The organism is Streptomyces sp. NPDC051051 (assembly GCF_040682975.1).
In the GTDB taxonomy this organism is placed as follows: Bacteria; Actinomycetota; Actinomycetes; order Streptomycetales; family Streptomycetaceae; genus Streptomyces.
Window position 1 is genome coordinate 74,797 of the sequence record NZ_JBFBCB010000019.1, and the last position, 13,479, is coordinate 88,275.

The window sequence follows — 13,479 nt, forward strand, 5'->3', positions numbered from 1 at the left end:
CGCACGTCCGGCCACGACCGAGTTCCCGAGCCTAAGGACCTCCCCCGTGCCACCCACCCGCGATGTGCTCCCCACCGGCCGCGACTTCGCCGCGTACGCCCGGACGCACTGGCCCCGGCTGATCGTGACCGCGCGCCTGCTCACCGACGACCCCGGTGCGGCGGAGGAACTGGTGCGGAGAACCCTGGTGCGGATGTGCGCGCGGTGGCGACGCGTCCCGCGCGACGACAGGGACTTCCACGTGCGGCGCTGTCTGGTGCGGGGCCACCTGCGCCGGCTGCGCGGGCGGCGGGCCGCGCGGCGGCGGGCCGTGGTGGTGCTGCGGGTCTGGGAGGGGCTGGCGGACGCGGAGATCGCCCAGTTGCTGGGCTGCTCGGCGGGCGCGGTGCGGGCCCGTTTCCGGCACGGCCTGAAAGCGGCCGGCGGCGACCCCGGACGGCTGCGCGAGGCGTACGCCCGTGCCGCCCGGGACGTCGTCCCGTCCGAGGTGCCGCTGGCCGATCTCCGGGCCGGGGGCCGCGTCCGGCGGCGCCGGCGCCTCGCCGTGGCGTCGGCCGCCTGCGCGGCGCTGCTCGTGCCCGCGGCCCTGCTCGCGGCCGACCGTGTCGGGGCCGGCGGGGCGCAGGACGGGACGTCCGGCACCCGGGCGGGGGGCGGCGCCGGCTCGGCGACGAGCCCGGTCCGGGTCGTGGCGCCGGGCGAGCGGGTGACCGTCGGGAAAGGGGTACGGGTGTGGCTGACGGCCGACGGCGGGCACTGGTCGGTGCCCACGGATCTCCCGGGGGACAACAGCGACCGCCCGGGCGACGGACCGGGCGTCTCCGTGCGGGTGGACAGCGTGCCCGACGGGTTCTTCCTGTCGGGCCTCTTCCACGGTCTGAACGGTGAGCCGGGCCGCGTCGAGGTGAGCGCCGGCGACGGCAGGACCACCGCGAAGGTCCTGGTCCTGGCGGGAAACCCGGGCTGGGGCATCTGGTACGCGAGCGCGCCGCTGCCCGAGAAGAACATGCGGATGCTCTTCGACGCGGGAGGGGACGAGCGGATCGTCACGGTGTACGACGCCTCGGGCAGGGTCGCCGCACGGTCGGACAGCACCTGGCGACGGATATGAACGGCGGCGGGACGACCGGGCCGGGAACGGCACGAGCGGGCGGAGCCGGCGGAACCGATGGAACCGGCGGGACGGCGGAGACGGCCGGAGCGGCGCGAGCGGCACGGCGACCGGGGAAGAGGAGGCGGTCGGTGCTCCGGCGCGGAGGGCGCACACCGCTCCGGATCCGGTACCGGCGCACCCGGGGCCGACGGCTCCGGCGGCTGTTCCAGGTCTTCCTCACGCTGATCGCGTCGCTGTGTGCGGCGGCCGTCGTGGCGTACCACCTGACGACCGTTCCGGAGCCGCACCCCGAGACCGTCACCCAGAGCACCGTGTTCCTCGACGCGGGCGGCGCCTACCTGGGCCGGCGCGGACCGGTCGACCGGCAGGACGTCCCGCTGTCCGCGGTCCCCCGGCACGTGCAGGAAGCGGTGATCGCCGCGGAGAACCGCTCCTTCCGTACGGACAGCGGGATCTCGCCGCGGGCCCTCGCACGGGCCACGCTGGCGACGCTGACGGGCGGCGACCCGCAGGGCGGCTCCACCATCACCCAGCAGTACGTGAAGAACGCGCTGCTGAGCCCGGAGCGATCGCTGTCCCGCAAGGCCCGCGAAGCACTCATCGCGATCAAACTGGACCGCACCCGCACCAAGGACGAGATCCTCGAGGGCTACCTCAACACCGTGTACTTCGGGCGGGGCGCCGCCGGCATCCAGTCCGCCGCGCGCAACTACTTCGGCGTGGACGCGAAGAGCCTGACGGTCGCCCAGGGCGCCGCGCTGGCGTCCATCGTCAACATCCCCTCGTACTACGAGAAGGCGGGCTCCGATCCGGAGGTGACCGCGACGCTGGAGAACCGCTGGGAGTGGGTGCTCGACGCGATGGTGGCGGGCGGGAGCATCACGGCCGGGCAGCGGGCCGCGGCGCGTTTCCCGGCGTTCCGGTTCTATCCGCCGGGCGAGACCGAGGGGCAGCGGCAGTATCTGATCGACGTCGCCGCCAGGGAGGCGGCCGACCGGCTCGGCATCGCCGAGGACCAGCTCGCGAGCGGCGGTTACAGCGTGACGACCACTTTCGACCTGGCGGCGCAGGATCGCGCCACGCAACTGGTCGAGGAGCATCCCGGGGGCAAGGGCGTCCGGGTGCACACGGCCGTCGTGGGGATGGTGCCCGGCGACGGTGCGGTACGGCTGCTGTACGGGGGCTCGGACTACGCGCGGCAGCCGTTCAACGACGCGGTGAGCGGGGCGGTGGAGGCGGGGACGGTCCTCGAGCCGTTCAGCGGGGCGAGGGGGGCGGGCGAGCCGCTGGGCACCCTGCTGAGGACGGCGGCGCCGACTCCGCTGCGGCTGGCGGCGGCGTACGCGGCGGTGGCGGCGGACGGCAGGTACGCCACCCCGTACACCGTCGCGCGCATCACACGGGAGGGCCGCACCGTCTACCGGGCGCGTCCCGAGGTGCGGCGCGTGCTGGACGAGAAGGAGGCGGGGGAGGCGGACGCGCGGTCGGGAGCCGGACCGGTGCCCGTCGCCGCCGGGTCGGCGGGGGCGAAGGCGTTCACCACCGGCGGGGCGGGCGGCGGGATCACCCGGCGGACCGTGTGGACCACCGGGTACGACGGCCGGCTCGCCCTGACGGTCGCGCTGTTCGCCGACCGGGCAGGCGGCAGGAAGGGCACGACGGTGCCCGCGCAGCTGCCGAACGAGCCGTCGCCGACCGCGTTCGCCCAGCGGGTGGCGGCGGGGCTCTGGGCGGCCGCCACGAAGGGCGGGCCGAAGGGGGCCGCGGAGGAGGACGTCGATCTGGCGGACAACTGACGGCTCCTCGTCCAGGCGTACGTCCGGACGACGGTCCCGGCCGAAACCGTGTTCCCGGAGCCCGTCCGGACACCGCGCCCCCGGTGATCCGTCGGGCCCGGGCATCCGGGTCCGTCCGACGACCCCGCGGCGAACGGGTCAGAGTGGTTTCGCCGGCCAGTCGAGCAGCCGTGCGCCGATCACCGCCGTCTGGAGGCTGTAGCGGTGCACCGGGTCGGACGGGTCGGCGCCGGTGAGCTTGTGGATGCGCTCCAGGCGGTAGGTGAAGGCGCGCACGCTCAGGGACAGCCGCCGGGCCGCCTCCGCGCAGACGCAGCCGGAGTCGAAGTAGGCGGTGAGGGTGTCGAGGAGCGGCTGGGCACCGCCGCGGGCCCGGCGCAGGGGGCCGAGGGCGTTCTCCACCAGGTCGGCCATGGCCTGCCGGTCACGGGTGAGGACGGGGTAGACGAGGAGATCGGCGGCGCGCAGCACGGGTTCGTCGAGTTCCAGGCGTTCGGCCAGGTCCAGGGCGTTCAGGGCCTCCTCGTACGACTGGACGACGCCCGCCGGGCCGGCGTGCGGGCGGCCGATCGCCACCTGGCCGCCGCCGGTCGCGGCGAACGCCTGCTCGGCGAAGTGCGCGAGGACGTCGCCCTGGTCGCCGGGGGCGACGCACACGAGCCGGCCGTCCTTGGTGGTGAGGAGGATGCTGCGGTCGCCGAACCGGCCTATCAGCGCGCGCTCCACCTCCCGCAGCACCGGGTCGCCCTCGCCGTGGGCGGCCGTGCCACGGGCCACGGCGACCGCGTGCTCGTAGGAGAGCCGCAGCCCGTAGCGTTCCGCGCGCTGGGCCAGCCGCCCCAGGTCGCTGCGGCCGTACAGCAGGTCGTCGATGAACTCCCGCCGGGCGGCCTCCTCCTGCCGTACGGCGTGCCGCTGGGCCCGTTCGTAGCCCTCGGCGAACGCGTCGACGGCCTGCGCGGCGGCGGACAGCACGTCGTCCACGGACGCGCCGTTCCCGGTGGGCCAGTGTGCCCGGGTGGCCGCCAGGTGGGCTCCGACCAGGGCGCGCAGTCCGATCCCGGTCTCCGCGGCCTGTTCGCCCAGGGCGCGGCGCGACGCCAGTTCCTCCCGGGAGAGCCGGCGGCCGGTGGCCGAGGCGTCGGCGAGGACACGGGCGTACCCCTCCAGGTACGCCTCGCATCCCTCGTGCCTCTCCGACACGTCCCGTCCCGCCATGCCGGTTCCCCCGAATCGAATGTGCCGTCGACCTGCCGTGCATGCCGAATCCTTCTTCGGCGACCGCGGCGGAAACGTACCGCACGCGGCAGGGGCACTTCAGTGCCCCTCGGTGCGGCACACCGGGTGGGCCGCGTGCCGGCCGTTCGGGTGCGCGAGCGGGGTGCGCGGGTCGGCGGCCCGGGAGATGGCCGACTCCACGGCGGCGATCCGGTCGGCCAGCAGGCCCAGGGCGGCGACCGCACGGACGAGAGGGGCGTCCTCCGGGCCGCCGAGGGCCAGGGTGCGGACGTGGGCGGCCTTCACCTCCGACCAGCGGGCCGCCTGTCCGGGCGTGAGCGTGCCCCGCAGTTCGGCCAGTTTGAGCAGGCCGGCCTCGACGCCGGTGGTGAGGGTCTGGGCCTCCGCCCGGTAGTGGTCGTCGATCAGGGCCGCCACTTCGGCGGCGTTCATGACGGGCTGGACACGCTGGGCGATCTTGTTCATGTTGCGGTACGAGCCCTGGAGCCGGAAGGGCGGTTCGGTGCGGGTGGCCTCGGACTGCGCGGCGGAGGCGAGGTACGCGGCGTTCACGGCCAGGACCGTCTCGCGGACCGTCAGCAGGTGGCCCAGGACCGCGAGGACGCGTTCCAGCTCCGCAGGGGCGTACGGGTGGGTGAGCCGGTCGGCGCGGGCCGCGGGGTCGTGCCCGGCGAGCCGGACGAGCAGGTCGAGGTCGGCGCGGGGACGCCCGGCGAGCGGGGCGAGGACCGGGTTGGCGGTGAGGGCGTTCTCGACGAAGCTGGCGGCGAACAGGATCAGGGCGCCCACCCGCGCGTACGCGATGTCGGCGTCGGCGAGCGCCTGCAACGGCTCGTCGACGGGTTCGGAGTGGATGCCCTCGCCCGTCTCCGTGTCGTCCTCGGTCTTGAGGGTGAGGGCGCCGCCGACGGTGGTGACGAAGAGTTCGCCCTCGACGGACACGTGCGGGTGGCGGCCGAGAACGTGGTCCTCGCGGGTCGTCGCGGTCCAGGTGAAGTCGTGGGCGGGCGGGGGGACGTGGTCGCGGTCGCCGCGCGCGTCCAGGAAGGACACCTGCCCGTCGTCGGCGAGTGCCCAGCGCAGGACGCGGATGTCGTCCGCCTCGGCGCCGGTCCGGAACACGGCCAGGAGCCTGCCGTCGACGCGGCTCAGACGCAGCAGACGGGCCTGGCTGTAGTAGCGGTGCAGGGCCTTGAACTCCCGTACGAAGCCGGGGTCGTCGAGCAGGCCGGGCACGGCGTCGTCGGGCAACCGGTTCAGGTCGCGGTCGTGCAGCGCGAAGACGTCGTCCACGGCCGTGTCGGGCCCCCGGCCGGTGAGCGCGTGGTGGCCGAGGAGCAGCACGTCACCGAGGGCGACGAGGTCGCGGGGCACGCAGGTGTGCGCGGTGCGCAGGTGCCCCGTGCCGGTGAGTTCGAGGCGCGTCGCGCCGAACTCCTCGACGCGGCGGCTGTCGAGCGCCTCGGCGCGGCGGGCGAGTTCGGCGGCCTGCGCGGTGAGCCGGTCGCGCAGCACCTCGTACGTACCGGTGTCCGGGCCGGTGGTCATGGGGTCCCTCTCAGAAGCTCTCAGAAGTGGGAAAGGCGGTCCGGAGCTGCCGTCCCCTGTGCGGCAGCTCCGGACCGCGGCCTGTCAGGCCTTGGCGCTGCCGTTCAGGGCCGCGAGGGAGGCGTCCGCGACGCCCAGCTCACCCGCCCTGTCGAGCAGTTGCCGCAGGGCGCCGGAGTCGGCGCCGTCCGTCTTCATCAGCTTCATCAGCAGCGCGGAGACGGTCAGGTTCCGCACGTCGGCCGTGGAGACCGGGCCGAGCATCCGGCCGAGGTCGTCGGTGAAGCTCGCGGAGCCGTCCAGCCAGGGCCCGGCCAGGGCCTGTGCCGTCTCGGAGTGCTGGACGAACCCGTCGACGCTCTTGCCGAGCGCGATGGAGGAGACCAGGCGGTCGAAGAAGACGGACTCGCCGCCCACGATGTTGATGTCGGCGTTCTCCAGTCCGGTGGCGAGGACGGTGGCCTGCGCCTCGGCGACGTGCCTCTGCGTCTCGAGTCCGGCCAGCCGGATGTCCCTCTCCGCCTGGAGCCGCAGCCGGTACTCCTCGTGGCCGCGGGACGCCTCGTCGAGCGCGGCCATCGCCGCCGCCTTCTCCCTCAGGCCGGCCGCCTCCGCCTTCAGCTTCTCGCCGATGCCCTCGGCCTCGGCGAGCGCCTTCGCCCGGGCGCCCTCCGCCTCGGCCCGCATCCGCGCCTCGGCCGCCCCGGCCTCGGCCCGGCCGGTCTTCTCGACGACCTCGGCCTCCTTGTCCCGGACCCGGACGGCCGCCAGGCCCTCCGCGGCGGCCTCCGCCTGGACGCCCTCCGCCAGCCGCAGCTTGGCCCGCGCGTCGAGGTCGGCGCTCTTCAACCGGGCCTCGGCGAGGGTGAGTTCCTCGGCGGCGCGGTGCACGGCGGCCTGCTCGGCGGCCTCCGCGGCCTTGATGTCCTTGACCAGCCTCTCCTGCGCCTGCGCCTCGGCGGCGATGATCACGGCCTGCCGCTGCCGCTCCGCCTCCTCCACGGCACGCAGCTTCTTGATCGACTCCTCCTGCTCGGCGACCGTGCGGTCCACGGCGACCCGCTCCCGGATCACCTCGGCGATCTCCCGCTTCTCCGCCTCGATCTCCTTCTCGGCGGCGATCCGCGTCAGCCCCGTCTCCCGCTCGCGGGCGATGACCTCGAGGAGGCGGTCCTTCTCGATCCGCTCGCTCTCGACGGCGATGACCCGCTCGCGGTTCTTCGCGGCGACGGCGACCTCACGGGCCTGGTTCTCGCGCTGCACCCCGAGCTGTTCCTCGGTCCGCAGGAACGCGCCCTGCGCCCGCAGCCGCTCCTCCTCCACCACCCGCGCCGTCTCGGCCTCCTCCCTGGCCCGCACCGTCTCGATCTCCCGCCGCTGCTTGATCTCGGCGTCGGCCTGGCGGCGCTCCAGCTCCAGGACGGCCTCGCGGGCGTCGACGTTCTGCCGGGTGATCTCCTTCTCCTCGTGGCGCCGGAACTCGTTGGTGCGCACGTGCTCGATCGCCGTCAGCTCGGTGATCTTGCGGATGCCCTGGGCGTCGAGGACGTTGGCCGGGTCGAGCTGGGTGACCGGCGTCTGCTCCAGGTAGTCGATCGCCGCGTCCTCCAGGTGGTAGCCGTTGAGGTCGACGCCGATGACCTCGATGATCCGGTACCGCAGCTCCTCGCGCTTGGTGTACAGGTCGGTGAAGTCCAGTTGCTTGCCGACGGTCTTCAGGGCCTCGGAGAACTTCGCGTGGAACAGCTCCTGCAGCGTGTTCCGGTCGCTCGCCCGTGCCGTACCGACGGCCTGGGCGACCTTGACGACGTCCTCGACGGTCTTGTTGACCTTCACGAAGAAAGAGATGCGGATGTCGGCGCGGATGTTGTCCCGGCAGATCAGCCCCTCCTTGCCGGCCCGGGTGATCTCGATGGTCTTCACCGAGATGTCCATCACCTCGGCCTTGTGGAGCACGGGCAGCACGACCTGCCCCGTGAAGGTCACGTCGACCTTGCGCAGCTTGGAGACGATCAGGGCCTTGCCCTGCTCGACCTTGCGGAACAGGCGGGAGACGACGAGGAAGAGGAGGAGCGCTGCGAGCAGGCAGACGCCGACGCCCACGGTGATGGCGGTCATGAGAAGCATCCTTGGCAGGTGAGGGACCCGGGACCGGGAGGGCCCGGACGTCCTCGGGAGTCGGAAGAAGCGGGAGGGAGCGCATGCCGGGGCCCGGAAGTGGACCTGCGCTTCCGTGCTCCCCCGCAGGCCGCTCCCGCAGGCCGGAGCGGTGTGCGGCTGCGGTCGTGGCTGCGCTGCGGTCGTGGCTGCGGCTCAGGCAGCCCGACCGGGTGCCCGGTGTGCCGCGTCCGGGCGGTCGCTCCGGAAGAGGCCGTCGTCCGCCCGCTCCGGACGGACCGCGCAGAGCGGCCCGGCGGAGTCCGGCGTGGACGGCCCGGGTTCATCGGGGCGCAGGCGTTGCGGCAGCCGTACCAGCGCCCGGGTCGCCCACCACGAGACCGCGGGAGCGGCGGCGAGGCCGGCGAGCCCCGTCAGCGCACGCGCCGGTCCGGTGGCGGCGAACGGCTCCAGCAGGACGGCCGCGCCGAGGCTGCCGGCCCAGGCGAGGGCCGTCCACAGGGAGACCGCGACCGCGACCGGTACGCCGCCCAGCCCCAGCGCGCCGAGGTCCGCGTCCTCGTCGAACGTGCGGGGGTCGGCGGCCCCCACCGCGACCAGCAGCCAGAAGCCCGCGGCCACCAGCAGGGGGACGGTGAACAGGAAGGTCGGAAACCCGGTGGCGACCATGAAGAACGTCCGCATTCCCAACCCCCCGATCGGACCCGTCCCGCGACGGCCTCGGCACGCCCGGGCGGCTCGATGCCGGGCACCTGCCGGTGCCCGGCATCGAGACCTTCCTCGCGTGCTTCCCTCGCCCCCCATCCTGTCGGCGCCGGCACCTCACCGCATTGCCGGATCCCGGCAGTCTTGACCGGACCGTCCATGCCGGTGCCCCGCCAAGAAGGCGTCAAGAGGGCGCCGGGGCCGTCCCCCCGGAGCCCGGACCACGCGTCCGGCGGGTCACCGGGTTCCGGGACCGGCCGTCAGGCACGGGGTGCCTTCCCTTCCCGGACAAGCACAGTCCCTTCCCGGGCGGGCACGGTGATCATCAGCAGGGTCGCGTCGTCGTCGTGGACGGCCGTGTCGGGGATGAGGGTCCTGATCAGGCGGGACGCCGCCCGGTCGAGGCTCTCCGCGTCCGCGAGGGCGTCCTTCGGGACGCCGTCCAGGGCGTGGGTGAGCAGGCCGATCCGGGCCTCGATGTCGGTGCCGGGCCGTTCGACCAGTCCGTCGGTGTAGAGCACCAGGGTGCTGCCCGGCGGCAGCGGCCGGGTCGCCTCCTCGAACGGCATCCCGCCGCCGCAGGCGTCGTTGACGCCCAGCGGCACGCCGACCGGTGCCGGCAGTCGGCGGGCGGGCCCGTCGGGGGGCAGGACGATGACGGGCAGGTGCCCGGCCGAGCACAGGGTGACCTCGCACGCGTCCTGGTCGATCACCAGGCAGACGCAGGTGACGAGCTGGTCCGCCAGATCGCCGACGAACGCGTCCAGCCCGGTCATGAGCCGGCCGGGCGTCGTGCCGGTGCGGGCCAGCGCGTGCGAGGCGGCACGCCACACTCGTTCTGGCAGGACCACTTCCAGGTGAGCAGCACGCCGTCCGCCGAGCCGCTCGCGGCCAGGCTCATGGAGGCGCCGTAGCCGTCGCCCGTCCACGGCAGCACCGCGGCCTCGGAGCGCACGCCGTCGGCGTCCACGGCGACCACCGCGCAGTAGGCGTTGGAGGACGGGGAGGGGGCCGCAGGGACGTCGGCCTGCTCGAGGTACTCGGGGTCGGTCTCGGTGCGGCGCCAGATCTCGTAGCGGGCCGCGGCCGGGTCGTTGACGGGCCAGGCCAGCCGGATGCCGTCGGCGGTGCCCGTCGCGGTCGGCATCTCGGGTGCCTGCGGGGCGGGGGCGGGCTCGTCGCTGACGTCGATCCGGACCGGGTCGCTGTAGTTGCCGTGGAAGCCGCGCACCGTCAGGCAGTAACGGGCCATGCGCCAGGGGCTGGTGTCGACGTGGTACGAGTCGGCCGTGCGGCGGCCGTGACGGGCCACAGCGGCCGGTGCGGCGCGCGGACACGGGATTGCGGGGGAACGGGTCTGCCCATCCGGGGCGACATCCTTCCTCAGGCCCGGCGCACCACCTTCGGTATGACGGCTCGGGTGGTCCACCGGGTGATCAATCTCTGTCTCGCGATGATGGCACGCGAACAGCAGTTCGCGTGCGAAATCATGCGGAACGCCTGCACAAATGGCCTCTTGTCCACAGGAGTTCACCGCACAAGCGAACAGGACCCGCTAAATCCGTTTGTGATGACAAGAACTGACGACACGTCACCCGCTCCGGTACGACGTCGGCCGGAGCGGGTTCGGTGCCAAGGTCAGTTGGTGAAGGCGAAGTACTTCCAGGCGCCATGGGTGGTGGAGTTGACGGAGTCGCCGGAGGATCCGTTGACGTACGACGAGCGCATCCGGGCCCGGATGCCGGATTCGCCGGGCGCCTCCAGGCGTACGGCGGACTTGCCGTTGGTGGCCAGGGCGAAGTACTCGGACCCGGAGTCGTACCAGGAGCCCTGGTAGTAGACCTGGAGCTGGAACCGCTGCTGGCGGCCCGTGTAGTAGTTCATCGTCGTGGTGAACACCGGGTCGGTGCTCTTGCGGAAGTAGTAGTACGTCGTGGAGCCGATCTTGCCCGTCTTGTAGTGCCGGGAGACGGCGGTGGAGATCTTCACCTGGGCGTACGCCGTCGACTTCACGGTCTTGGACGCGTACCGGGCGTCGCCGTCGAAGACGGCGGTGACGGTGGTGTCACGGGTCATGTCGACGACCGCCGACAGGTTGCCGCCGGAGTTGACCCTGGCCTTCTTCAGCAGCCTCTTCGGCTTGTCGGAACCGAAGGGGTCCGCGTAGATCGCGACGGTGCGGTTCTTGTACGTCGTGCCGAGGTGCGCGGTGAACGTGACGTCCTTGCCGTACGCGTACAGCTTGCCGTTGTTGGTCAGGGTCAGCGCGGTCGCCTTGCGCGAGACCTGTACCGCGTCGTAGCCGGCGGCGGGGGCGTGCGTGGCGTCGCCCGCGTAGGACACCTTGTAGGTGACCTTGCCGCCGGCGGGCGGGGTGTCCGCGAAGGAGAAACCGCCGTCGGCCCTCGTCCTGACGGCGGCCAGGGCCTTGCCGCCCGGGGACTCCACGTCGGTGCGGATCACCTTCAGTGCGGTGCCCGCGGGAAGGGGCGTCTTCGAGGTCAGCCGGCCGGTGACGGTGAGCTTCTTGGCCCGCTCCGCCGTCGTGGGGGCCGACACCGTGAGGGCGGGCAGCTCCTTGGTCGGGTCGGTCAGGGCGCGCAGGGTGTACGTGCCGTAGGTGTTCACGGAGACGGCGAAGACGCGGCTCGCGTCCGGCGCCCAGGCCAGCGCCCCGTCCACGAGGGTGTCGGCGCCGCTGCTGTTGCCGGTGTTGGGGAAGTCGTACTCCCGCGTCGGCGTCGGGTCACCGGGCCGGTGGATGTGCACGTCGGGTTCGTACCAGGAGAAGCTGCCGCCCGCGACGCTGCCGTCGGGCGCGACCCGTACGGCGTTCGGGTACGCGTCGATGGGGTAACCCGCCACCTTCGTGAGGTCGGTGGTCGAGTAGGCGCCGATGCCGTAGCCGTACTCGGGGCTGCCCCACGAGGTGAGCACCTGGCTGCCGTCCGGCGTCAGGTCCAGCTGCTTCACGGCGGTGTCCATGTCGCCCTTGCTCCGCAGCGTGGCTCCGTCGGCCGTGACGTCGTACACGGCGAGCGTGCCGCCGTTGCCCGCCACCAGGACGCCCGGGACGGCCGGGTCGGCCGCCAGGAACATCCCGAACGCGCCGTGGAAGCCGACGTCCCCCCGCTCGGCGAGGTGGACGACGGGTTCGGTGCCGGAGACGTCCAGCGAACCGAAGTCGGTGTCGTGGGCGAACCAGATCCGGCCGTCCACCACCTCCAGGTCGCCCGGGGCGGCGCCGACCGGGTAGCTCGCGGTCTGCGCGTACGTCGCCGTGTCCACCGACACGATCCGGTCGCCGGTCGTCACGGCGGCGTACACCTGTCCGGAGTCGGCGGACAGGGCGAGGCCGGTCACGCCGGAGAGCCCGGTCAGCGTGGCCTTCACGGCGCCCGTGTAGTCGGTGACGACGATCTTGCCGCCGGTCGGGTCGGAGACGTAGACGCGCTGGTGGGCGCCGTCCACGACGAGGTCGCCGACCGACTTCACCGGAAGCGTCCTGGCGGAGTCGGCCACGGCCGTTCCCGCGGTGCCCACGGCGAGGACCGCGGAGCTGAAGACGACCGCGAGGGCGGTCGCGGTCGAGAGGGTGCGCGTGCGCACGATGATGTGAACCCCCACAGAAGCAGCCCGGTCGGTCGCCCGGGCGAAGACGAAAAGGCCGCGCGTCCCCCCTCACACCGACGATGGGTGTGTGGACGCCGCCGAGGAGAGCAGCGTATGGCATGCCAGTGACAATCAGGGACGGAAATATCGCCGGCCGGCAGACGGCCGGGACGGTCGACGGCCGGGTTCCGTGCCCGCCGCGGGCGGCCGGACGGGGTCCGTTCGGGCGCGGTCACTCCCCGCCGCGGACGATCGCGACGGGGCAGTGGGCGTGGTGCAGCAGAGCCTGGCTGACGGAGCCGAGCAGCAGGCCGGTGAAGCCGCCGCGGCCCCGCGCGGCGACCACGACCAGTTGCGCGGACCGGCTCGCCTCGATCAGCGCCTCCCGTACGCCGCCGTGCACCACCTTGTGGTCCACCACCACACCGGGATACCGCTCGCGGAAGCCGGCGAGCGCCTCGGACAGCAGGCGCTCCTCCTCACCGGCGAGGGCGCCCGGCGGGTTCGCGTACGGCTCCGAGGCGTCCTGCGGGGCGGGCAGCGGCGCGTTCCACGTGGTCCAGGCGTGCAGCGCCACCAGCGGCACCTTCCGCAGCTCCGCCTCGGCGAACGCGAAGTCCACCGCCCGGCGGCCCGCCGCCGAGCCGTCGACGCCCACGACGACCGGGCCGTCGGCGCGGGCCGGCTCGCGCACCACCAGCACCGGACACCGGCCGTGCGCCGCCAGGTGCACGGCGGTCGACCCGACCAGGAGCCCGACGAACCCGCCCGTCCCCCGCGACCCGACGACCACCAGCTCCGCCTCGCGCGACTGCGCCTCCAGCACCGTCAGCGGTTCACCGGTCACCACCGCGTGCCGGACGCCGACGTCCGGCGCCGTCGCCCGCGCGCGCTCGACCGCCTCGGCCGTCAGACGGTCGACCATGGTGCGGATCCCGCCCTCGGGCGGCCCCAGCGGCGAGGGACCCGTGGGCACGTGCATCGCGGGCCAGACGAACGCGTGCACGATCCGCAGGCCCGCGCCACGGGCCCGCGCCTCCCGCGCGGCCTCCTCCACCGCGGCGAGGCTCGACTCCGCCCCGTCCACACCGACGACCACCAGACCGCTCATCGCGCCTCCCGTCACATGCCCGGCTCCCGGGGAACGCGTTCGCTCCCCCTCCAGGGTCGCCCCGTCGCCGCCCTTCGGCGCGGGGCCGGGTGGTGCCGTCGCCCGGGCCGGCCGGCACCTCCCGCGGCGGCGACGCGTCGCACGCCGGCTCCGGACCCGCGCCGGTGCCCGTCCGGCCCTGGGCGGGGGACCGTACGGCCCTTCTGCGCGCGGTGGCGCCCGTGGTGTCCTGTGGA

The 13,479-nt window shown here is 73.8% G+C and carries 9 protein-coding genes and 1 pseudogene; 2 read left to right on the top strand and 8 right to left on the bottom strand.

All coding sequences use genetic code 11. The annotated features are described in order from the left end of the window. Nucleotides 1-46 precede the first annotated feature (46 nt). Nucleotides 47-1,111, top strand: a complete 1,065-nt coding sequence (locus tag AB0N31_RS16700) for a sigma factor-like helix-turn-helix DNA-binding protein (protein WP_366059094.1) — start codon at nt 47-49, stop codon at nt 1,109-1,111. Nucleotides 1,112-1,242: 131 nt separating this feature from the next. Continuing rightward, nucleotides 1,243-2,910: a transglycosylase domain-containing protein gene (locus tag AB0N31_RS16705; protein ID WP_366059095.1), complete on the top strand. Its 1,668-nt coding sequence runs from the start codon at nt 1,243-1,245 to the stop codon at nt 2,908-2,910. Nucleotides 2,911-3,048: 138 nt separating this feature from the next. Here AB0N31_RS16705 and AB0N31_RS16710 read toward each other — a convergent pair whose 3' ends face one another. The 8 genes and pseudogenes from AB0N31_RS16710 to AB0N31_RS16745 form a co-directional block, all read right to left on the bottom strand. Continuing rightward, on the bottom strand, nt 3,049-4,128 hold the full coding sequence (locus tag AB0N31_RS16710; RefSeq protein ID WP_366059096.1) for a helix-turn-helix domain-containing protein: 1,080 nt from the start codon (nt 4,126-4,128) through the stop codon (nt 3,049-3,051). A 792-nt stretch (nt 4,129-4,920) separates the two neighbouring features. Next, nucleotides 4,921-5,697 (bottom strand): annotated as a pseudogene (locus AB0N31_RS16715) (DNA repair ATPase); the annotation flags it as partial. Between the two features lie 84 nt (nt 5,698-5,781). Beyond that, nucleotides 5,782-7,815, bottom strand: coding sequence for a flotillin family protein (locus AB0N31_RS16720; protein WP_366059097.1), 2,034 nt, complete (start codon nt 7,813-7,815; stop codon nt 5,782-5,784). A gap of 195 nt (nt 7,816-8,010) precedes the next feature. Further along, on the bottom strand, nt 8,011-8,499 hold the full coding sequence (locus AB0N31_RS16725; protein ID WP_366059098.1) for a hypothetical protein: 489 nt from the start codon (nt 8,497-8,499) through the stop codon (nt 8,011-8,013). Between the two features lie 281 nt (nt 8,500-8,780). Continuing rightward, nucleotides 8,781-9,296: a PP2C family protein-serine/threonine phosphatase gene (locus AB0N31_RS16730; protein ID WP_366059099.1), complete on the bottom strand. Its 516-nt coding sequence runs from the start codon at nt 9,294-9,296 to the stop codon at nt 8,781-8,783. Further along, nucleotides 9,293-9,832 (bottom strand): hypothetical protein, encoded by a 540-nt coding sequence (locus tag AB0N31_RS16735; RefSeq protein WP_366059100.1) that lies wholly within the window; start codon nt 9,830-9,832, stop codon nt 9,293-9,295. Before AB0N31_RS16735 ends, AB0N31_RS16730 begins: the two co-directional genes overlap by 4 nt. Before the next feature lie 326 nt (nt 9,833-10,158). After that, nucleotides 10,159-12,129, bottom strand: a complete 1,971-nt coding sequence (locus AB0N31_RS16740) for an Ig-like domain repeat protein (protein WP_366059101.1) — start codon at nt 12,127-12,129, stop codon at nt 10,159-10,161. 235 nt (nt 12,130-12,364) lie between these two features. After that, on the bottom strand, nt 12,365-13,243 hold the full coding sequence (locus AB0N31_RS16745) for a universal stress protein (RefSeq protein ID WP_366059102.1): 879 nt from the start codon (nt 13,241-13,243) through the stop codon (nt 12,365-12,367). Nucleotides 13,244-13,479: the final 236 nt, after the last annotated feature.

Excerpts from the sequence above, each read along its gene's own strand:
- AB0N31_RS16720 (WP_366059097.1), bottom strand. The coding sequence starts at position 7,815 with ATGACCGCCATCACCGTGGGCGTCGGCGTCTGCCTGCTCGCAGCGCTC.
- AB0N31_RS16745 (WP_366059102.1), bottom strand. The coding sequence starts at position 13,243 with ATGAGCGGTCTGGTGGTCGTCGGTGTGGACGGGGCGGAGTCGAGCCTC.
- AB0N31_RS16710 (WP_366059096.1), bottom strand. The coding sequence starts at position 4,128 with ATGGCGGGACGGGACGTGTCGGAGAGGCACGAGGGATGCGAGGCGTAC.
- AB0N31_RS16725 (WP_366059098.1), bottom strand. The coding sequence starts at position 8,499 with ATGCGGACGTTCTTCATGGTCGCCACCGGGTTTCCGACCTTCCTGTTC.
- AB0N31_RS16730 (WP_366059099.1), bottom strand. The coding sequence starts at position 9,296 with ATGACCGGGCTGGACGCGTTCGTCGGCGATCTGGCGGACCAGCTCGTC.